This is a genomic window from Streptomyces sp. NRRL F-6676, assembly GCF_000725625.1.
In the GTDB taxonomy this organism is placed as follows: Bacteria; Actinomycetota; Actinomycetes; order Streptomycetales; family Streptomycetaceae; genus Streptomyces.
The window spans coordinates 179727-200093 of record NZ_KL647083.1 but is presented as its reverse complement, the minus strand read 5'-3'; the positions used below and the strand labels follow the sequence as shown (position 1 = coordinate 200093).

Below are 20367 nucleotides of genomic sequence, written 5' to 3'. Positions count from 1 at the left end.
GGCACCGGATCTCTCCGGTGCCGGCCACCGCCCCGGGTGCCGCGCGCACGGCCGCTGTGACGACGTCCGCTACGACTTCCGCGCCGCCTTGTCGAACTCCTTCAGGAACGTCTCGCAGAACGCCTTCAGATCGTCCGGCTTGCGGCTCGTGACCAGCACGTTCGGGCCGCCGTCGCAGACCTTCACCTGCTCGTCGACCCACGTGGCCCCCGCGTTGCGCAGGTCCGTCCGCAGGCTCGGCCACGACGTCAGGGTGCGGCCGGAGACGACGTCGGCCTCGATCAGCGTCCAGGGGGCGTGGCAGATCGCCGCGACCGGCCGGCCCTGGTCGAAGAAGGCGCGGACGAACGCCACCGCCTTCTCGTCCATCCGCAGCGCGTCCGGGTTGGCGACGCCGCCCGGCAGCACCAGCGCGTCGAAGGACTCCGCCGGCACCTCACCGGTCACCTCCTCCACGGGGAAGGTGTCCGCCTTGTCGAGGTGGTTGAACGCCTGGACCTCCCCGGACTTCGTCGACACGAGCACGGGTTCGTGCCCGGCGTCGGTCACCGCCTGCCAGGGCTCGGTCAGCTCGACCTGCTCTACTCCCTCGGGGGCGGTCAGGAATGCGATGCGCATCGTGGTCACTTCTCCTCTTCGTGCCTGGTTCCGTACATGGCCGCCCGGTCCGGCTCCGGTACGGCGCGGCTGATGTCGGCGAGCGCGGAGCCCGGGTCCCGGGCGAGCGCCACGTCCCCGAGGCTCACCATCCCCACCGCTCGCCCGTCCTGGACGACCGGCAGCCGCCGTACCGCGTGCCGCCGCATCAGCCGTACCGCGTCGGTGACGTCGTCGTTCGGTCCGACGACCACCGGGCGGGGCGTGCACACCGCCTGGGCGAGCACCGTCAGCGGGTCCGCGCCGTCGGCCACGGCCCGCAGGGCGATGTCGCGGTCGGTCAGGACGCCGATCAGCTGTCCCCCCTCGGCCACCAGCACCTCGCCCACGTCCTGGGCCCGCATGAGCCGCGCGGCCTCGACGAGCGGGGCGTCCGGCAGCACCGCGACGACGCCGGGGGTCATCACCTCCCGGACCAGTACCGCCGTCATGGCTGTCCGCCGCCGCCCTCGGCCGCCTCGACGACCGCCTCGGCGAGCTCCTGCGCGTTGGCGTAGCGCGCCTTGTGCGGCAACCCCTCCAGGGGCGCGATCAACGCGTCCGGGGCGTTGTCGCGGCGCAGCGCCCGGATCAGCTCGGCGGGCCCCGCGGGGAACGCCGTACGGCCCAGCCGACGGGCCAGCTCGTAGCGCACGCTCTCCAGCGACCCGGTCGTGCCGGGAGCCACCGGGCCGCCGGCGACCTCGGGGTCGTCGTCGGCGGTGGGCTCCGGGTCGTGCCACTCCTCGCTCCGCGTCGGGTGGCCGGACCGCAGCATGCCCTGCAATTCGTGCTTCATCTCGTCGTCCCGGTGGACGCTCAGCCTGTCGCTGCCTCGCTGCATGTCTGCACTCCAACTCTCGGGGGTTGTGCCCGCGTACCCGGTGAGGCGGGACCGACACGGCCGTTCGGGGACCGTTCCGCAAGGGGCCGCCCGCGCCCCGGTCTCCGGCGCCGCCACGCCGCCGACCTGCCCGGACGTGTTTGGCGGTGCGCGTTGTGGTGACCCGGCACGGCAGTCCCCGCGCGGTATTCCACTGGGGTCCTTCGAGGAGGACGAACCATGGTGGTGCTCGCTGTGATCATCCCGCTCGTGATGCTGGGCGTACTCATGGCCCTCGACCGGTACGAAGACCTCGTGTTCCCGGCGGCGCCGGCCGCCGACCCGGCCGACGGCGCGGCCGTCGCCTCCGCCGCGGCCGTTCCGTCCGGCCCGACCGCGGCCGCCGAGGGCACCGGCGGCCCCCTCGGCACCGGTACGCGGGTGCGGTGACCGGAGCGCCGGCGGGTGGTGTGTGACGGAGGGGACCCAGGAGACCCCAAGGGTCCCTACCGTCCCGGCAAAGGCCGGGCAAGGCAGGGCAACAGTCGGGGAAAGTCTGCGCGGGCCCCGGCGGGCGGCCGGCCAGCCCCATCCGCCGGGCCACCAGGTACGTGTCCCCGAAACGGGGTAAAACCCGCGGAACCACAGGTGCCGCTTGTGTTCTCCGGGGCGTTTGCTCCCCAGGCGCTCGGGCAGGCGCAGTCTCAGTGCTTCGGACAGGAGGCACGTCCGTGGGAGCGGCGACCGTCGTCACGGGTGTGTCCGGACCCGTCGGCCGGCGCGCTCCCCGGTGAACGTCCACCGCACAGCACTCCCAGGGAGCTGCGAGCACCATGCGTACCCAGGCAAGCGCGAAACACCACCCCCACGACGACGCCCCCGACACCTCCGCCGACTTCCGCCGACTCGCCGCACTTCCCCAGGGCCCCGAACGCGACGCGCTGCGCGCCCGGATCGTCGAGGCCTGGCTGCCCATGGCCGAACGACTCGCCGGACGGTTCCGCAGCCGCGGCGAGAGCTACGAGGACCTGCGCCAGGTCGCCGCGCTCGGCCTCGTCAAGGCCGTCGACCGGTACGACCCCGAGCTCGGCAACGCGTTCGAGAGCTACGCGGTGCCCACCGTCACCGGCGAGATCAAGCGGCACTTCCGCGACCACATGTGGACGCTGCATGTGCCGCGGCGCGTCCAGGACCTGCGCAACCGGGTGCGGTTCGCCTGCCAGGACCTGTCCCAGACGGTCTCCGGCCGCCGGCCCACCATCGCCGAGATCGCCGAGCACGCCCACATGAGCGAGGAGGACGTCAAGACGGGGCTCGAGGCGCTGGAGAGCTTCACCGCGCTGTCCCTCGACGCGGAGCTGCCGGGCAGCGACGACGGGTACTCGCTGAGCGACGCGCTCGGGTCGGCCGACCCCGCGCTCGACACGGTGGTCGACCGCGAAGCGGTCAAACCGCGGCTCGCCGCGCTCCCCGAGCGGGAGCGGGCCATTCTGTACATGCGGTTCTTCGGGGACATGACACAGAGCCGGATCGCCGAGCAGCTCGGCATTTCGCAGATGCACGTGTCCCGGCTGATCAGCCGGTGCTGTGCGCGATTGCGGGAGCAGATACTCCGGGAGGCGTGAGCCTTGGGCGCCCGGTGGCTCGGGGAGTTCCGTTCGTCGGCGGGTGCGGGCATGTCGTGATTGCTCGCGCGGCGCGCCCCTTGAGGGCGCCCGCGCCCGCGTTCACCCGGGCGGAGCCGTTTGTCGCGCTAATGGGCGGTGGCCCCGGGCGCGCTGAGCGGGGCGGGGCTGTCATGGGACGTGAGGCTTGACGTCCGTCCGAGGAGTTCGCCCATGCGTCGCTCTGCCCCCCGTGTTCTCACCGCCGTCGCCCTGGCCGGGGCCGCCCTGGGACTCGCCGCGCCGGGCGTGTCCGCGGCGGCCGATCCCGCCGCGCGGGTCGAACCCGGCGCCGCCACCCCCGGCGGCACCGTGACCGTCTCCGTCTCCTGTGACGCCGTCGGAGACGCTCCGCCCGCCTCCATCGAGGCCACCTCGCGCGGGTTCGAGGAGGGCAGGGTCATGCTGCACCGCGTCGACGCCACCGGCACCGCCGCCCTCACCTACACGGGCACCGCCCAGGTCCCGGCCGACGACGCCCCCGACGCCGTACCGGAGCCGGGTGAGTGGTCCGTCGACGGGGCGTGCCCCGCGGCTCCCGGCGGGGCCCAGGAGCAGTGGAGCACCTCCTTCGGGCTGGACGGGGGCGAGGCCGAGGGAGCCGACCCCGGCGACCCCGGCGTGGACCCCCAGCTCGCGCAGGAGCCGCCCGCCGCCGTACCCGGCACCGGTACCGGGAGCGGTACGGGCGCCGATGACACGGACACCGGCGCCGCCGCCCGGCCGCGGCCCTCCGCGTCGGCGCCGAGTCACCGTCCGGCCGCCCCCGCCACCGAGGCGCCGTCGGCCGGGGTGCAGCACGGCGTGGAGGCCGGGCGCGGTGGCGCGTTCACCGACTCCGTGCCGGCGATGGCCGCCGGCGCCCTCCTCATGGCGGGCGCGTTCGGCGCCGCCGTCCACCGGCTGCGCCGGCGCCTCGCCGACCCGCGCCGATGAGCATGCGACGGCTGCGACCCAGGGCGGCACCCATGACCCGGCGTGACTCGGGGTACTCAGAGCCCATGGGCACCGTCGGCACCGTACGGCACCCCAGGAGGACGGCAGGGCACGCCCGGGACCCCGGGCCCGGCACCACCGCGCGGAGGCAGCCATGGGGCGGACGGATCCCGAGGGGCACGGCCCCGTCCGGTACGGGCCGCCCCTGCCGGACCAGGGACTGCCCGTCCTGCCGAGCCTGGCCGCCGCGCTCTGCGCCGCCGCCGAACGCGCCGACGGCGAACCCCCCGCGGGCGGCACGCCCGACCTCCTCGACGCCGCCGCCGGCTACTTCGGCCGCCGCCGGCTGCCCGCCGGCCCCGCCCGGCTGGCCGCCGCGCCCGGCGCGCCCGCCCTGCTCGTCGCCCTCACCGCCGCGCTCGGCGGCGACGTGCTCGTGCCCCGGCCGTGCGCCGCCTGGTGGACACCGCTCGCCCGCGCGCTCGGCAGATCCGTCTTCCATGTGCCGATACCCGCCGAGGGCGGCGGCGTCCCCGACCCCTACGCGCTCCTCGAAACCGTCCGCCGGGTCCGCGCCGAGGGCGGCGACCCCCGCATCCTGGTCCTGTCGGCCGCCGACGACCCCACCGGCACCGTCGCCCCGCCCGAACTCGTGCACGAGACCGTGGAGGCGGCCGCCGCCGAGCGGCTGTACCTGATCAGCGACGAGACCTGGCGCGACACCCTGCACCGGCCGCACCAGGCCGTCCAGTTCAGCCCCGCCGAGATGCTCCCCGACCGGGTCACCGTCCTCACCGACCTGGCCGGCCCCTTCCTGCCACCCGGCTGGCCCGCCGCCGTCGCCCGCTTCCCCGCCACCGCCGACGGCGCCGGACTGCACGCCCGCGTCCTGGACGTCCTCACCGCGCTCGGCGCCCGCGTCGCCGACCCGGTCGCCGCCGCGGCCGCCCACGCGCTGGCCGAGCCCGCCGACGTCACCGGGCGCCTCACCGCCGCCGTACGGGCGCACGCGCGCGTGGCCGCCGCCGCGCACGACGCGGTGGTCGGCGCCGGCGCCCTGGCCCGGCCCCCGGCCGCCGGACGCCAGCTGTACGCCGACCTCGAACCGCTGCGCCCCGCGCTCGCCGCGCACGGCGTCGGCGACGCCCAGGAACTGGAGGAGTTCCTCACCGCCCGGCTCGGCAGTCCCGTGCCGGGCGGCCACCGGTTCGGCGACGACCTCGGCGCCCTGCGGGTACGCCTGTCCACCGGCCCGCTGCTCGGCACCGGCCCCGAGGAACGGCTGCGCTGCCTCGACGCGGCGGCCGCCGCAGCGGACTTCACGGAATTGCCGCACGTGCGACGCGCGTTGATCCGGCTGCGCGAGGTCTTCGACGACCTGCGCGGGGAGTGCCCGCCCGGCCGCCCCCCTCCCGTGCACGGCGACGACTGACCACCACGACGAACGACGCGACGAAGCCCAGCGATGGGAGCCCCTCGATGACGCAGCAGTCCGAGCCGACCACCAGATCCGTTGCCCCGGCGGACGCCGCCGCCTCCCTCCCCGTCCGCGGTCCGGTGTCCCCGGCCGCCGGCCCCCGCACCACCCTCGCCCCGCCGCCCGCCACCGACCCGCGCCCCCTCGGCGAACCGCGCCGCTGGCCGCGCTCCTTCGCCGACCGGCTCACCGCGCCCCTGCCGGGGCCCGGGGCCTACGCCAGGCTCGTCCGCGAGGGCGCGATACGGCCCCGCCCCGAGGCGCTGAAGGACATCCCGCTGCTGCCGTACGACCCGCGGCCGCTGCCCGCGGTGGACGCCGACACCGTCGCCGTCACCTGGGCCGGGCACGCCAGCTGGGTGGTGCGGATCGGCGGCCTCACCGTGCTCACCGACCCCGTCTGGTCGCGCCGCATCCTCGGCACCCCCGCCAGGATCACCCCCGTCGGCGTCGCCTGGAGCAGCCTGCCGCACGTCGACGCCGTCGTCATCAGCCACAACCACTACGACCACCTCGACGCGCCCACGCTGCGGCGGCTCCCGCGCGACACCCCGGTCTTCGTACCGGCCGGCCTCGCCCGCTGGTTCCGGCGCCGCCGCTTCACCCGGGTCACCGAGCTGGACTGGTGGGAGGCGGCCGAACTCGGCGGGGTGCGCTTCGACTTCGTCCCCGCCCACCACTGGTCCAAGCGCAGCCTCACCGACACCTGCCGCACGCTGTGGGGCGGCTGGGTCCTCACCGCGCCCGACGGCCGACGGGTGTACTTCGCCGGCGACACCGGCTACGGCCACTGGTTCCGCGCGATCGGCCGCCGCTACCCCGGGATCGACCTGGCGCTGCTCCCCATCGGCGCGTACGACCCCCGGTGGTGGCTGCGGGACGTCCACTGCGACCCGGAGGAGGCGGTGCAGGCCGCGCTCGACGTGGGCGCGCGGCGGATGGCCCCCATGCACTGGGGCACGTTCGTACTGTCCCCCGAGCCGGTGCTCGAACCTCTGGAACGGGTCCGCGCGGCCTGGTCCCGCACGGACCGCGCCCGCGAGGACCTGTGGGACCTCCCGGTCGGGGGCTCAGCGGTACTGAGATGAGGGGCGCGGGGAACTGCGCGATCTTTTAAGGGGTCCGGGGGCTTTCCCCCGGGGACGGGAAGGGTAGGGGCGGCGGGGGCGAAACACCCTTGCTCAGCCGGCGGCAGCCCGCCTCACCCGCCGCCACAGACTCGGCGCGACACTGATCGTCACCGTCAACAGCACCGCCGCCAGCACACCTTCCCACGGCTCGGCGAACAACGAGCCGCCCAGAATCCCGATCAGCTGATACGTCACCGCCCACGCCACACACGCCGGCACATCCCCCCGCACGAACGTCCGCATCGGCATCTTGGCCATCAGACACGCCAACATCACCGGTATCCGCCCGGCCGGCACCAGCCGCGACAACGTCAGCACCACGACCTCGTGTTCGCCCAGCTTCTCCTGCGCCCCCGCCAGCCGCTCCTCCGGCGCCCGCGCCCGTATCGCCTCCAGCCACCGCGACCCGTTCTTCGAACGCATCCCCCGCCGCCCCAGCCAGTACAGCGTCACGTCCCCGAGGAACGCGGCGAGCGAGGCCACCAGGAAGACCAGCAGCAGCGCCAGCGGCGCGCTCTGGTGGAAGGCGACGACCGCCGCCGTACTGACCAGCGCCCCGGTCGGCACGACCGGCACCAGCGCCCCGATCAGCACCAGCAGGAACAGTGAGGGATAGCCGAACGCCTGCTGTGTGGGGGCCGCCGGCAGCATCGAGGGCACCAGGGCGAGCGCCTTCACGCGGCGCCCTCCGGCCCGCCGGTCCGCACGCTCTCGCCGTGCCGCAGCAGATGCACCGCCACCTCCGGCGCGTGCACCGCCGCCCGGCGCACGAACTCCGCGCCGGGCGTGTGGAACTCGTGGGGGCGCACCGCGTCCATGCCGATCGGCCAGTACGTGCCGTAGTGCACCGGCACCGCGCTGCGCGGCTCCAGCCGGGCCAGCGCCTGCGCCGCCCGGTCCGCGTCGAGGTGCTCCTCGCCCAGGTACGGGCCCCAGCCGCCGACCGGCAGCAGCGCCACGTCGACCGGCCCGACCTCCTTCGCCATCGACTCGAACAGCCCGGTGTCCCCGGCGAAGTACGTACGGGCCGCGCCCTCGACGACGAATCCGAGCGCGGGGGAGCGGTGCGGCCCGAACGGCAGCCGGCGGCCGTCGTGCCGGGCCGGCACCGTCCGCACCAGCAGCCCGCCCACCCGCGTCTCGTCGCCGGGCGCGACCTCGGTGAGCCGCAGATGCCTGAGCCGGCGCAGCGAGGGCACCTGACGTACGGCACCGCGCGGCAGCAGCACCCGGGTGCCGGGTGCCAGCCGGGCCAGGGAGGGGACGTGCAGATGGTCGGCGTGCAGATGGGAGACGAGCGCCAGGTCCGCCAGCGCGGCGGCCGGCGGGGGCGGGGCGCCCCGGCGGCGGCGCAGATGCGCGAGCCGGCGGGCGAAGAGGGGGTCGGTCAGCACGCGCGTGCCGGAGTCCTCGACCGTGCAGGTGGCATGGCCCCACCAGGTGATCTCCACCGGCACTCCCTTTGCTCCCTTCGAGCGACTCCCCCCGAGCCTACGTGCAGCGGTAGGGTCGGCGGCGAAACCCTGAGGTGAGGGGGGGACACCATGGGAGATCCGCGTACCGCTCCGGAAGTGCCGTGCCCCGGCTCCCCGGTTCCATGCGCGACGGAGGAGGGCGGCGTGCCGCTGAGAGTCGCGGCGATCGCCAGTCTGACGCCGCTGGAGGAACTCGACGCGGACCCCTTCCTCGTGGACTCCCGCAGCCAGCACGCGATGTGCGCGCGGTGGGCGGCGGAGCGGGGGTACGTGGTCACGCGCGAACTCCTCGTCCGCGGGCTGCGCCCCGACCACGGGGCGCTGTGGTCGGACGTCGAGTCGGGCCATGTCGACCTGTTCGTCGCGCCGAGCCGGCGGGTGCTGGAGCGGGCGCTGGCGTCGGTGGAGGAGTTCGCGGCGGAGTGCGCGCGGCGGGGGGTGCGGATGGAGACGGTCGGCCGGGCGGAGCCCGCGTACGACGCGGACGCCAAGGCTCGCGTGCATCGCCGCCTGTCCATGCCGACGGCGGGCTACGACGGCCGTTAGCAAGAGGCTCCGCCCCTTGGACCCCGGGCGCCTGAGAGGCCGGGTGGGTGGGTTCGTTGGCGGTTGCGGGTCGCGTGTGGCTGATCGCGCAGTTCCCCGCGCCCCTTGAAAGCAGAGGGTGCCCCCTGGCTTTTAGGGGCGCGGGGAACTGCGCGACAAGCCCCCACCCACCCGCAGCCGCCAACGAACCCACCGACCCGAGCTCTCAGGCGCCCGGGGTACGGGCGGAGCCCCTCCGCGGGGGCGAAAACCGTACGTATGGCACGCTGGGCGACGGGCGCGGGCGAATCGTGGCCCGGACGGAGCGAGGTAGGTGGACGTGCGGAACAAGCGCTGGCGGAGCCTGTTCCGCGGGGCCCTGCGGAGCATCGCCGTATGGGCCGTCTCCACCCTCACCATGCTCGTCCTCGCCGGCCTCCTCCCCGACTTCCAGCTCCAGTCCGACACCGGCGACAGCGCCACCCGCATCGCCGTCACCGCCGCCGCCGGCGCCGGCGTGTTCGGCCTGCTCTCCGCCCTCGCCTGGCCCCTCCTAGTCCGGCTCCTCCTCCTCGTCCCGGCCCTCGTCCTCGGCCTGCTCGTCTTCTTCCTCAACGGCTCCCTCCTCCTCGTCGCCCTCCGCCTCAACCCCTCGGGCCGGGGCGAGGCCGCCCCGGAGACGGCGGTCGTGGTCGCCGCCGTGATGTCCGCCGTCGCCTCCGCGACCGGCGCCACCCTCGCCGTACGGGACGACGACGCGTACCGCAGACGCCTGTACCGGCTCGCCGACCGCCGCCGACGGCGCACGGCGGCGCGGTCCGGGCCGTCCTCCCCGGGCACCGTCTTCCTCCAGCTCGACGGCGTCGGCCACGACGTCCTGACGGACGCCGTGCTCAAGGGGCTGATGCCCACCGTCGCCGCCTGGCTGGGCGTGGCCATGGGCACGGCGACCACGCCCGGCCACGACGAGAAGACCGCCGACGACGCCGTCGTCACCCCCGCCACCGTCCCCGGCACCGCCCCCGCCCAGGGCACCGCCACCGCCGCCCCGACCCACCGCCTGATCCCCTGGCGCACCGACTGGTCCAGCCAGACCGGCGCCAGCCAGCTCGGCATCCTGCACGGCTCCAACCACGACGTCCCCGCCTTCCGCTGGTACGAGAAGGACACCGGCGAGACCGTCGTCGCCAACCGGCCCACCAGCGCCGCCGAACTCCAGCGCCGGGCCGAGGAGCGGACCGGCCACGGCGGACTGCTCGTCGTCGACGGCGCCAGCCGCGGCAACCTCTTCAGCGGCGGCGCCGGCGAACAGGCCCTGGTGCTGTCGATAGCCATCCGGCGCCGCGGCCGGGCGAACCGGTCCCGCGCGGGCTACTTCGCCTACTTCTCCGACCCCGCCAACGCCGTCCGCACCGCCCTGTCCTTCGCCGCCGAGGTGTGCCGCGAGATCGTCCAGTCCACCCGCGCCCGCCTGCGCAAGCAGCGGCCCCGGGTCGGCCGCGGCGGGCTCTACCCGTTCATCCGCGCCTTCGCGACCGTCGTCGAACGGGACGTCGTCGTCGCCGCCGTGATGGGCGACATGCTGGCCGGCCGTACCGCCGTCTACGCCGACCTGGTCGCCTACGACGAGGTCGCCCACCACTCCGGACCGCACAGCCGGGACGCCGAGAAGGTGCTCGCCCGGCTCGACCGCGCGCTCGCGCTGATCGCGCACGTCGCCGAGATGGCGCCGCGCCCGTACCGGATCGTCGTCCTGTCCGACCACGGCCAGAGCCCGGGCGAGACCTTCCAGACCCGCTACGGACTCGGCCTCGGCGATCTGGTCCGGGCGGGCTGCGGACTGCCCGTGCCGCGCCGGGCGCAGCGCACCCACAGCGGCGCCGAGGCCCGCTCCGCCGTACGGGCCGCGCTGCGCCGCCCGGTGGAGGAGGGCGGCGACCGGCACCGGCACACCGCCTGCGGCCACGCCCGCCCGGACCGCCGCTCCGTGCCCGCGCCCCGCTCCGCCGCCGAACCCGTCGTGCTCGCCTCCGGCAACCTCGGCCTCGTCTCCTTCCCGGACGTGCCGCACCGGATGAGCAAGGAGGAGATCGACCGCCGCCACCCGGCGCTGCTGTCCACCCTGGCCAACCACCCCGGCATCGGCTTCCTGCTGGTGCGCAGCGAGGAGCACGGCGGGGTGGTGCTCGCCGCGCACGGCGCCGAGGTGCCGGTGGACGAGCTGAGCGACGCGCACCCCGGGCCGCTCGCCGACTTCGGCCCCGGCGCCGCCGACGCCGTACGGCGCACGCACTCCTTCCCGCACACCGCCGACATCATGGTCAACTCCTGGTACGACCCGGCCGACGGCGAGGTGCTCGCCTTCGAGGAGCAGATCGGCTCGCACGGCGGGCTCGGGGGCGCGCAGGGGCGGCCGTTCCTGCTGTCGCCGCTGGAGTTCAGCCCGCCCGTCGCGGACGGCGCCGAGCTGACCGGCGCGGAGGAGGTGCACCGGGTGCTCGCGCGCTGGCTGCGCGAGTGCGACGGCCCGCAGATCCCCGTCGACCCCGAGCCGGGCACGGTCGTGCCCCGGCCCGCCGACCGCACTCCCGCGGTCACCGGCGGGGAGGGCGGCGACGACGCCGGCGAGCGGGCGGCCTGAACGAGCGGGTGCGCCGGGCGGGAATGTGATCGGATGGGGCCGGTACCCGTGCCGGGAACCACCTCGCACAACATTCGAAAGAAGGACGCACAGTGGCAACCACGCGCACCGCGCACACCGTCTGGGAAGGCAACCTGCTCGAGGGCAACGGCGTCGTCACCTTCGACTCCTCCGGCATCGGCCAGCAGCCGGTGTCGTGGCCGTCGCGCGCCGAGCAGGCCAATGGCAAGACCAGCCCCGAAGAGCTGATCGCCGCCGCCCACTCGAGCTGCTTCTCCATGGCGCTGTCGCACGGCCTGGCCGGCGCAGGCACCCCGCCCACCAGGATCGAGACGAAGGCCGACGTCACCTTCCAGCCGGGCACGGGCATCACCGGCATCCACCTGACCGTCGAGGGCACCGTCCCCGGCCTGGACGCCGACGCGTTCACCGCCGCTGCCGAGGACGCCAAGAAGAACTGCCCGGTCAGCCAGGCCCTGGCCGGCACCGAGATCACCCTGACGGCGAAGCTCGCCTGACGGTCCGTACGCGAACGACGAGCCGCGTCCCCGCACCCGGGGGGCGCGGCTTTCGTCGTCCCGGGGGTACCCGGAACCCGGTGGGCGACGGGGGCCGAAAGAGGGATTGACAACAGTCCGCTCAAGTTTTGTGCTGGAGTACAGGGCACCTCGGAGAACGGGCAGGGGCGGAATCCGGTCGAGAAGGGGTACGACGATGGCGCGTGCGGTCGGGATCGATCTCGGGACGACGAACTCGGTGGTGGCGGTCCTGGAGGGCGGTGATCCCACGGTCGTCGCCAACGCGGAGGGCGCCAGGACCACCCCCTCGGTCGTCGCCTTCGCCAAGAACGGCGAGGTACTGGTCGGCGAGGTCGCCAAACGGCAGGCCGTGACGAACGTCGAGCGCACCGCGCGCTCCGTCAAGCGGTACATGGGCGACGCGCACTGGCGCTTCCCGGAGCAGGGCTCGGTGGACGGCACCCGCTACCGGGCGCAGGAACTCTCCGCCCGCGTGCTGCAAAAGCTACGCCGCGACACGGAGGCGTATCTCGGCGAGGACGTCACGGACGCGGTGATCACCGTGCCCGCCTACTTCGACGACACCCAGCGGCAGGCCACCAAGGAGGCCGGTGAGATCGCCGGCCTGAACGTGCTGCGGATCATCAACGAGCCGACGGCGGCGGCGCTGGCGTACGGCCTGGACAAGGAGAACGAGCAGACCGTCCTCGTCTTCGACCTCGGCGGCGGCACCTTCGACGTGTCGCTCCTGGAGATGGGCGACGGCGTCATCGAGGTCAAGGCCACCAACGGCGACACGCACCTGGGCGGCGACGACTGGGACCAGCGGGTCGTGGACCACCTCGTCACCCGGTTCAAGGCCCACCACGGCGTCGACCTCGCCGCCGACAAGATGGCGGTCCAACGGCTGCGCGAGGCCGCCGAGAAGGCCAAGATCGAGCTGTCCAGCTCCTCCGAGACGACCATCAACCTCCCCTACGTCACCGCCTCCGCGGCCGGCCCGCTGCACCTGGAGGAGAAGCTCACCCGCGCCCAGTTCCAGGAGCTCACCGCGGACCTCCTGGAGCGCTGCAAGCAGCCCTTCCACCAGGCCGTCAGGGACGCCGGGGTGAAGCTCTCCGCGATCGACCACGTCATCCTCGTCGGCGGCTCGACCCGGATGCCGGCCGTCACCGAACTGGTCAGGGAACTCACCGGCAAGGACCCGCACAAGGGCGTCAACCCCGACGAGGTCGTCGCCGTCGGCGCGGCGCTCCAGGCGGGCGTCATCCGCGGTGACGTCAAGGACGTCCTCCTCCTCGACGTCACCCCGCTGTCCCTGGGCATCGAGACCAAGGGCGGCATCATGACCAAGCTCATCGAGCGCAACACGACCATTCCGACCCGGCGTTCGGAGATCTTCACCACCGCCGCCGACAACCAGCCCTCCGTGGGCATCCAGGTCTACCAGGGCGAACGCGAGATCGCCGCGTACAACAAGAAGCTCGGCGTCTTCGACCTCACCGGACTGCCGCCGTCCCCGCGCGGCATCCCGCAGATCGAGGTCGCCTTCGACATCGACGCGAACGGGATCATGCACGTCTCGGCGAAGGATCTCGCGACCGGACGCGAGCAGAAGATGACGGTCACCGGCGGCTCCGCCCTGCCGAAGGACGACATCGACCGCATGATGCGGGACGCGGAGACTTACGCGGAGGACGACCGCCGGCGGCGGGAGGCGGTGGAGACGCGGAACCAGGCGGAACAGCTCGTGTACCGGACGGAGGCTTTCCTGCGGGAGAACGGGGAGCGGGTCCCCGGGGACGTGAAGGCGGACGTGGAGTCCGCGGTGGGGGAGCTGAAGGGGTTGCTGGCCGGCGAGCCGGATGTCAGTGCCCTCCGGGCGGGGGTGGAGAAGGTGGCCCAGGTGAGCCAGCGGCTCGGGCAGGCGATGTATCAGGGGACGGCCCCCTCCGACTCTGGCTCCGACTCCGCGTCCGCGTCCGCGTCCGCCTCCGGCGGTTCGGAGGAGGGTGTGGTGGACGCGGAGATCGTCGACGAGGAGGACGGGGGTGGGAAGAGCGCGTCATAGCTCGGGGGTTCGGGTGCGTCGGCGGGTGCGGGTCGGCTGTGGCTTGTCGCGCAGTTCCCCGCGCCCCTGAAAAGCCGGGGGGCTGTGTCGACGTGCGGCTGCGCCGCGTGGGCGCGAGCAACCACCGATGGCCGTTAGGAGCGCGGGGAACTGCGCGGGCAACCACCCTCCACCCGCACCCGCGAGACAACCCGAACTCCCGAGCTGCTAGGCGCCGTTAGGGGCGCGGGGAACTGCGCGGGCAACCACGAATCACCCGCACCCGCCGGGACAACGCGAACCCCCGAGCCATCAGGCGCCCCCCGGCCGACGGAACGCCCGTAAGGCGAACCGTGGGGCCGGGCGGGCCCGGTCCTGGTCGGGCAGCGCGGCGAGCCGTGCCGCGTACGGGGCCGCCGCCGGGTCCCCCGGCGGAAGCGTCACGAACCACCCCCGGCGCAGATCCGCGAGCGCCCGACGGGGGCTGCGTCCCTGCCCCCGGAACTCGCCCCGCCCGGCGGGCACCAGCCCGGCCCCGGCGGCGTACGCCGCGACGTCGTCCGCCGCGTCCCGCGGCTCACTGTGCGGCCGCGAGGCCATCACCGCGTCGATGTCGCTGCCCACGTTGTGCGCGGCGGCCTTGTCGACCGTCGTCACCCACACCCCGCCCGGCGCCAGCACCCGGGCGCACTCGGCGACCATGGCCCGTACCCCGTCCGCGTGCGGGGCGAGATGCAGCAGCCACACCGTGGTGACCGCGTCGAAGCGGCCGTCGGGGAACGGCAGCCGTCGGGCGTCGGCGCGCACCACCGCGCCGGGCAGCCGCGCGGCCGCCCGGCGGGCCATCTCCAGGGAGAGATCGGCCCCCACCACCCGCGTGCCCGGCCGGGCCGCGGCGAGGCGGCGGGTGACGATGCCCGTGCCGCACGCCGCGTCCAGGAGCGTGCGCGCCCCGTCCGGCAGCAGCGCGAGCACGGCCTCGGCGGCGGCCGCCGCACGGGGCTCGCCGCCGCGCAGGTCGTCGTACCGCTCGGCCTCCTGGTCGTAGTCGAGCATCCCCGGCCTCCCCCTCGGCGCGCCCGGTCGGGTCAGTGCGCGCCGTGCGCGGGCGCGAGGTCCGCCACCCGGCGGGCGAGGCCGAAGTCGAGCGCGGTGACGGCGCCGCCCGCGCTGTGCGTGTGCACGGTCAGCGCGACCGTGTCGTACCCCAGGGTGAGGTCGGAGTGGTGGTTCAACTCCTCCTGGACCTGGGCGATGTGCACGACCATCGCGGTCGCCGCGAAATGGGAGCCGAGGCGGTAGGACCGGGTGAGCCGGCCGTCCGTCAGCGACCAGCCGGGCAGCTCCGCCAGCCGGTGATCGATCTCCTCCTGCGACAGGGGTTCGACCGCCATGACCTCGCTCCTCTTCAGGAATTCACAGGTGTACGCCCGTCCTCCGGGACGGCCAAGTACCTCAGAGGACTGGCATTCCGATCGGATGACATGATCTCATGCGGGAAGCGGTGGAGGCGGATTCAGGGGAACGCCACACCGCGCGCACACTTCGGCACGTGGGGAGGCGTGGCGTGAGCGAACGGCGGGCCGCGCCCACCGTGGGCCAGGTCGTGCTCGGCCGACGGCTTCAGGAGCTGCGCGAGGCGGCCGGACTGCGCCGGGAGGTGGCCGCACAGGTACTGCGGGTCGCCCCGGCCACCGTGCGGCGCATGGAAATGGCCGAGGTGACGCTGAAGATCCCGTACGTCCAGGTGCTGCTCACCACGTACGGCGTCCCGGAGCACGAGGTCGCCGCGTTCGTCGCGCTGGTCGAGGCCGCCAATGAACCCGGCTGGTGGCAGCGGTACCACGACGTGCTGCCCGACTGGTTCAGCATGCACGTCAGCCTGGAGGGCGCGGCACGCGTCATCCGCTCCTACGAGCCGCACTTCGCGCCCGGACTGCTCCAGACGGAGGACTACGCGCGGGCCGTCATGGAGGCCGGCACGATCGGGCAGACCAGCCCCCAGGACGTCGAACGGCATGTGTCGCTGCGGATGCACCGGCAGAAGCTGCTCGCCCGCGAGGACGCCCCCCATCTGTGGGTCATCATGGACGAAACGGCACTGCTGCGGCCGGTCAGCGTGCGGCCCGAGGTGATGCGGAACCAGCTGGACCGGCTTCTCGAGGCCTCCGAGAACGACCGGATCACGCTCCAGGTCGCCGAGTTCGCGTCCGGCCCGCATCCCGGCACGTACACGTCCTTCACCCTGTTCCGCTTCGCCCAGCCGGAACTGCCCGACATGGTCTACAGCGAGTACCTCACGGGCGCGCTCTACCTGGACAACCGCCAGGAGGTCGCCACCCACCTCGAAGTCCTGGACCACATGTCCGCCCACGCCGCCTCGGCCGCCCGCACGCGGGACGTCCTGAAGGCCTACCGAGAGCGCTACTGAGCCGCCGCGCCCGGCCGGGGCCCGCGCGCCCAGTGCGGGAACGAGACCTCGACCCCCTTTGACGCGTAAGAGTGATGTACGTCTCGTTTCCGCAACCATGTCCTCCTTACACGAGTCATCCACATGCACCACAGCCTCACCATGGGGGGACCATGAACCCGCAAAACCCGCAGTTCCCGCAGGACCCGCAGCACGCGCAGGACGCGCCACAGGCGCCGTACCCGCCGCACCAGCAGCCGCCGGTGTACCAGCAGAACCCGCAGCAGCAGGCGCCCTACCCGCCGCAGTACCCGCAGCAGCCCGGCTGGGGCACCCCGCCGCCGATGCCGCAGCCGCCCCGCCGGAACACCGGCAAGATCGTCGGCTTCAGCTGTCTCGGCGTGCTGGCCCTCTTCGTGGTCCTCGGCATCGTCGTCGCCGCCGTGGGCGGCGGGGACGACGACAAGAAGAGCACCGCCTCCAGCAGTCAGGCCAAGGACGACTCCGCGAAGGACGACGCGGCCAAGAGCGGCGGCGACGCCAAGAGCGACAAGGGCGATAAGAGCGACAAGAGCGGCACCGGCGCCAAGGACGACGACAAGAGCGGTGCCAAGAGCGACGAGAAGGCGACCGGCAGCCAGGCCGACCAGTTCAAGGCCTGCGTCGCCAAGAAGGGCACCGCCGGCGAGAAGGACGCCGTCCAGCACGTCACCAAGGTGACCGGCACCGACAAGCGCAACGACATCCTCGACTCGGCCGAGGTCTTCACCGACTTCACCGGCGGCTTCATGAGTGCCAACGCGGGCGACGCCAAGCTGATCACCTCGGCGTTCACCAGCTGCTACGAGTCCGACAACGGGCTCGTCACGGTGTACGGCAAGGACGGCGACATGATCACCAACGGCAACTACTGAGCACCGGCGGGCGCGCGCCGGGCGGACGGGAAACGGACGGCCGGGCGGCCCGCGTGCGCGGAGGGCCGCCCGGCCCGGTGCGGGTCCCGTCCCCAGGCGACGGGACCCCGTACGCGGAACCTCGGGCGGGGGCTATTCGAGGAGTTCCGCGTACGAGCCCATCGCGAGCGCGATGTCCGCCTGGGCCCAGAACCGGTGGTACGTGAACACGGGCGCGGCGCCGCCCTCCAGATAGCTCTCGACCTTCGACCACGCCGGGTCGTCCTGGTAGAAGGAGCGGATCGAGGCGAACGTCGACGACGAGTCGATCGCGTCGCCGTTGGGCATGGTGCCGGTCCAGCCGCTCGGGACGTACACACTGTCCCCGAAGCGGTTGTAGTCGGCGCGGGTCTCGGGGACGGCGATGCCGAGGTCGTCCCGGTAGTTGTCCCACGCGCCGTCGAGCAGGGCCTTCGCCGTCGTCTTCGCCTCCGTGTCACCGGACTTGGCGGCGTAGTACGTCAGCGTCTTGGCGTACGCGGCGGCCACGCCCACGTCGTTGGTGTAGTCCGCGACGGTGACGTGCAGGCCGCTGTTGTCGCCGGGGCTGGAGGCGCTCCAGGTGTCCGGCTGTCCCGACCAGTGGAGCGTGGAGGGTATCCGGTAGGTGCCGTCCGGGTTGATCGTGGTCTCGGACAGCGCCCAGTCGACCCACTTGTCGAGGACCGCCTTGGCGTCGGCGTCGCCCGTCTGCTGGTAGTACTCGGCGACGCGCTCCATCGACCACGCCTGGAAGCCGAACCACTGGTTGGACGGCGGGTCGTGGTACACGGGAGCCTCGTCGTAGTACATGCCGTAGAACGTGGACGTGCCGCTCGGCGGGGTGGCGTACCTGCCCTGCCAGCTGTTGGTCGCGCCGCCCGCGATCGCGCCCTCGTCCGATTGCAGCCAGCGGTAGAACTCCAGCTGCCGGCCGAGGGACGTGGACCAGTCGGCCGAGCCGGTGGACGACTTGGGCTTCAGGTCGGCGTAGGAGCTGAGCGCGTACGCGGCCAGCGGGTTCTGGTAGCCGCCGTGGACATGGCTGGAGCCGATCCGCCAGGCCCAGCCGGCGCTGGTGTCGGTGGCGCCGCCCCAGGCGTAGTACCAGGAGAGCAGATAGTCCGAGGCGTCCTTGCCGGTGCCGGCCGCACAGCTCGACGGGCCGACACAGTTGCCGATCTTCTTGAAGTACTTGTCGTACATCGCGTAGCGCAGATAGTCGCCCATCTTCGCGGCCTTGCCGACGGTCGCGGAGACGTCGCCGCCCTTGCCCTGCTCCTTGGCCCACACGTCCGCCCAGTACGCGGCCTGTACGGCGCGCGCGTCGGCGTCGGGGGCGTCGGTGTACTTCCACTGCTTGGCGTAGGAGGCGTCGCCGGTGAACAGGTCCAGATAGCCGTTCCTGCCGCCGTACGTGAAGGCGTCGCAGGTCGGCTGCGGGACCGTCTCCCAGACCGACTCCTGCGGTCCGCGCTGGAAGGTGTTGATGTACGAGGGTCCGGTGGCCGTCGGGCCCGCCTCGCACTTGCCGGGCGCGTTGCCGTACCCGTAGACGTTGTCGACGTCCTGGATCCAGTGCATCCCGTAGACGTCGTCCGTGCCGTACGCGCTCTTCAGCTCGCCCGCGATCGGGTCGGAGCCCACCGAGACGCCGGTGTCCAGCTCGGCCGGGTACTCGTCCGGGGTGTCGTACTCGGGCGCGTAGGTGGCCGGTTTGGACGCGTTGTAGAACGAGCTGGTCGGCTGGTCGGCGTGGGTGGGGATCATGTACTTCTCCATGATGTCCCAGGCGCCGTTGAACTTGGACCAGTCGCCGGTGACCTTGCCGTACATCGCCTGGAGCCACAGCAGATAGCTGTACGCCTCCGACGTGGTCTCATGACCGTAGTCGGGCGCCTCGACGATCAGCGTCTCCACCGAGTGGTACGGGATGCCCTCGGGGGAGAAGTAGCCGTTGGCCGGGTCGGTGATCTTCCCGTAGAGGTCCAGGAAGCGGGCGTCGTACGCCGTCGAGGCGGAGAGTTCGGTGACGGTCACGGTGGCCTTGGCGTGGCCGGTGGCCGTCGAGGTGAAGGTGGCGGCGCCGGTGCCGGAGTCGTCGGCGGTGACGGTCACTTTCTGCGCGGTGTCCCAGTTCGACGGGGTGAAGGTCAGTGAGTCGCCGCCGGTGAGCGTCAGTCCGCTGTTGCCGTCGGTGCGGGCGGTCGTCACGGTCACGTCGGCCGAGGGCTTCGTCGACAGCTTCACCTGGTAGGTGCCCGACTTGCCCTGCTGGACGCCCAGTTGGGAAGGCGAGGCGACGATGGCGGGACCGGAGGCGACGGTGATGCCGACCGGGGTCGACTCGGCCGACGCGCCGAGGCTGTCGTACGCCTTCGCCACCAGCGAGTGGCTGCCCACGGACAGCCCCGAGGCCGCGTACGTGAAGGGCGCGCTGGTGTCGGTGCCGAGCAGTGTGGTGTCGTCGTAGAACTCGATCTTCGAGATCGAGGCCCCGTCGGCCGCGGCGGCCGTGGCCGCGAGCGGGACCGCGTCGCCCTGCGAGTAGACCGCGCCGGCGCTCGGGCTGGTCAGCACGGTCACCGGCGGCTGGTGCGCGCCGGTGCAGCTGGTGCCGTTGACGGCGAAGTCGGTGGGGGCGGCGTTGCTGCCGCTGTAGGTGAACTGCCCGCCCGTGGTGACGGCGGCGCCGGCGGCGACCTTGCCGTTGTAGGAGGCGTTCTTGACGGTGACCGACCGCCCGGACTGCGACCAGGTGCCGTTCCAGCCGTTGCTGAGCTTCTGGTTGCCCGCGTAGGAGTACGTCAGGGTCCAGCCGTCCAGGGCTTCGGAACCCCGGTTGGTGAGGGTGAGGTCGGCGGTGAAGCCGGAGCCCCAGTCGTTGGTCTTGTAGTCGACGCCGCACTGGACCGAGGCCGCGTGCGCGGCCGTCGATCCCGCCGACAGCAGGGCGAACGGAAGGGCGAGGGCCGCCACGACGGCGGTCCACAGCCGCCGTGCGGTACGGCGTCTGCGTCTGCGTGAGGGTTCCATCGTGCTGGTTCCTCCTTGCGGCTCTGGCAAGTGGGGGGAGGAGCGACAAGCTGTGAACCAGTGGGAGCGCTCCCATAGTGGGGAGAGGGGCCCTCGCGGTCAAGTCGTGTGAAG

Annotated in this window: 19 protein-coding genes; 11 read left to right on the top strand and 8 right to left on the bottom strand. The window is 73.4% G+C overall.

Annotation, left to right across the window (positions count from 1 at the left end):
• Positions 1 to 69: 69 nt before the first annotated feature.
• The 3 genes from IO29_RS32300 to IO29_RS32290 are packed head-to-tail and all read right to left on the bottom strand — an operon-like array spanning position 70 to position 1480.
• A complete protein-coding gene (locus tag IO29_RS32300; protein ID WP_030378341.1) occupies positions 70 to 618 on the bottom strand; it encodes a type 1 glutamine amidotransferase domain-containing protein in 549 nt (182 codons plus the stop codon).
• A gap of 5 nt (positions 619 to 623) precedes the next feature.
• Complete coding sequence (locus tag IO29_RS32295) at positions 624 to 1088, bottom strand: CBS domain-containing protein (protein WP_030378342.1); 465 nt, start codon at positions 1086 to 1088, stop codon at positions 624 to 626.
• Positions 1085 to 1480 carry a DUF2795 domain-containing protein gene (locus tag IO29_RS32290; RefSeq protein WP_030378343.1) on the bottom strand — a complete coding sequence of 132 codons (396 nt, stop codon included), beginning with the start codon at positions 1478 to 1480 and terminating at the stop codon, positions 1085 to 1087. Before IO29_RS32290 ends, IO29_RS32295 begins: the two co-directional genes overlap by 4 nt.
• Positions 1481 to 1699: 219 nt before the next feature.
• Between IO29_RS32290 and IO29_RS32285 the strand changes: the two genes are divergently transcribed.
• From IO29_RS32285 to IO29_RS32265, 5 genes are all read left to right on the top strand, one after another.
• A complete protein-coding gene (locus IO29_RS32285; RefSeq protein ID WP_030378344.1) occupies positions 1700 to 1909 on the top strand; it encodes a hypothetical protein in 210 nt (69 codons plus the stop codon).
• 383 nt (positions 1910 to 2292) lie between these two features.
• Positions 2293 to 3084 (top strand): RNA polymerase sigma factor SigF, encoded by a 792-nt coding sequence (locus tag IO29_RS32280; protein WP_030378345.1) that lies wholly within the window; start codon positions 2293 to 2295, stop codon positions 3082 to 3084.
• A 213-nt stretch (positions 3085 to 3297) separates the two neighbouring features.
• Positions 3298 to 4059: a hypothetical protein gene (locus IO29_RS32275; RefSeq protein WP_030378346.1), complete on the top strand. Its 762-nt coding sequence runs from the start codon at positions 3298 to 3300 to the stop codon at positions 4057 to 4059.
• A 154-nt stretch (positions 4060 to 4213) separates the two neighbouring features.
• Positions 4214 to 5491: an aminotransferase class I/II-fold pyridoxal phosphate-dependent enzyme gene (locus IO29_RS32270; RefSeq protein WP_033224538.1), complete on the top strand. Its 1278-nt coding sequence runs from the start codon at positions 4214 to 4216 to the stop codon at positions 5489 to 5491.
• A 47-nt stretch (positions 5492 to 5538) separates the two neighbouring features.
• Positions 5539 to 6624, top strand: coding sequence for an MBL fold metallo-hydrolase (locus tag IO29_RS32265; protein ID WP_030378348.1), 1086 nt, complete (start codon positions 5539 to 5541; stop codon positions 6622 to 6624).
• Between the two features lie 93 nt (positions 6625 to 6717).
• Here IO29_RS32265 and IO29_RS32260 read toward each other — a convergent pair whose 3' ends face one another.
• Complete coding sequence (locus IO29_RS32260; protein ID WP_030378349.1) at positions 6718 to 7317, bottom strand: DedA family protein; 600 nt, start codon at positions 7315 to 7317, stop codon at positions 6718 to 6720.
• 23 nt (positions 7318 to 7340) lie between these two features.
• On the bottom strand, positions 7341 to 8123 hold the full coding sequence (locus tag IO29_RS32255; protein WP_030378350.1) for an MBL fold metallo-hydrolase: 783 nt from the start codon (positions 8121 to 8123) through the stop codon (positions 7341 to 7343).
• Between the two features lie 87 nt (positions 8124 to 8210).
• On the opposite strand from IO29_RS32255, the gene IO29_RS32250 reads away from it, so the two are divergent.
• The 4 genes from IO29_RS32250 (at position 8211) to dnaK (ending at position 13896) form a co-directional block, all read left to right on the top strand.
• A complete protein-coding gene (locus tag IO29_RS32250) occupies positions 8211 to 8687 on the top strand; it encodes a hypothetical protein (RefSeq protein ID WP_420705338.1) in 477 nt (158 codons plus the stop codon).
• A gap of 319 nt (positions 8688 to 9006) precedes the next feature.
• Entirely contained in the window at positions 9007 to 11307 is a 2301-nt protein-coding gene (locus tag IO29_RS32245) for an alkaline phosphatase family protein (protein ID WP_030378352.1), read from the top strand.
• Positions 11308 to 11399: 92 nt separating this feature from the next.
• Positions 11400 to 11825: an OsmC family protein gene (locus IO29_RS32240; protein WP_030378353.1), complete on the top strand. Its 426-nt coding sequence runs from the start codon at positions 11400 to 11402 to the stop codon at positions 11823 to 11825.
• 196 nt (positions 11826 to 12021) lie between these two features.
• On the top strand, positions 12022 to 13896 hold the full coding sequence (gene dnaK, locus IO29_RS32235) for a molecular chaperone DnaK (RefSeq protein WP_030378354.1): 1875 nt from the start codon (positions 12022 to 12024) through the stop codon (positions 13894 to 13896).
• A 291-nt stretch (positions 13897 to 14187) separates the two neighbouring features.
• Here dnaK and IO29_RS32230 read toward each other — a convergent pair whose 3' ends face one another.
• A complete protein-coding gene (locus tag IO29_RS32230; protein WP_030378355.1) occupies positions 14188 to 14931 on the bottom strand; it encodes a class I SAM-dependent methyltransferase in 744 nt (247 codons plus the stop codon).
• A 32-nt stretch (positions 14932 to 14963) separates the two neighbouring features.
• Complete coding sequence (locus IO29_RS32225) at positions 14964 to 15269, bottom strand: 4a-hydroxytetrahydrobiopterin dehydratase (RefSeq protein WP_030378356.1); 306 nt, start codon at positions 15267 to 15269, stop codon at positions 14964 to 14966.
• Positions 15270 to 15442: 173 nt separating this feature from the next.
• On the opposite strand from IO29_RS32225, the gene IO29_RS32220 reads away from it, so the two are divergent.
• Together IO29_RS32220 and IO29_RS32215 are read left to right on the top strand one after the other, a co-directional pair.
• Positions 15443 to 16306, top strand: coding sequence for a helix-turn-helix domain-containing protein (locus IO29_RS32220; protein WP_030378357.1), 864 nt, complete (start codon positions 15443 to 15445; stop codon positions 16304 to 16306).
• 152 nt (positions 16307 to 16458) lie between these two features.
• Positions 16459 to 17199, top strand: coding sequence for a hypothetical protein (locus tag IO29_RS32215; RefSeq protein ID WP_234307428.1), 741 nt, complete (start codon positions 16459 to 16461; stop codon positions 17197 to 17199).
• 132 nt (positions 17200 to 17331) lie between these two features.
• On the opposite strand, the gene IO29_RS32210 is transcribed toward IO29_RS32215, so the two are convergent.
• Entirely contained in the window at positions 17332 to 20253 is a 2922-nt protein-coding gene (locus tag IO29_RS32210; protein ID WP_030378359.1) for a glycoside hydrolase family 48 protein, read from the bottom strand.
• Positions 20254 to 20367: the final 114 nt, after the last annotated feature.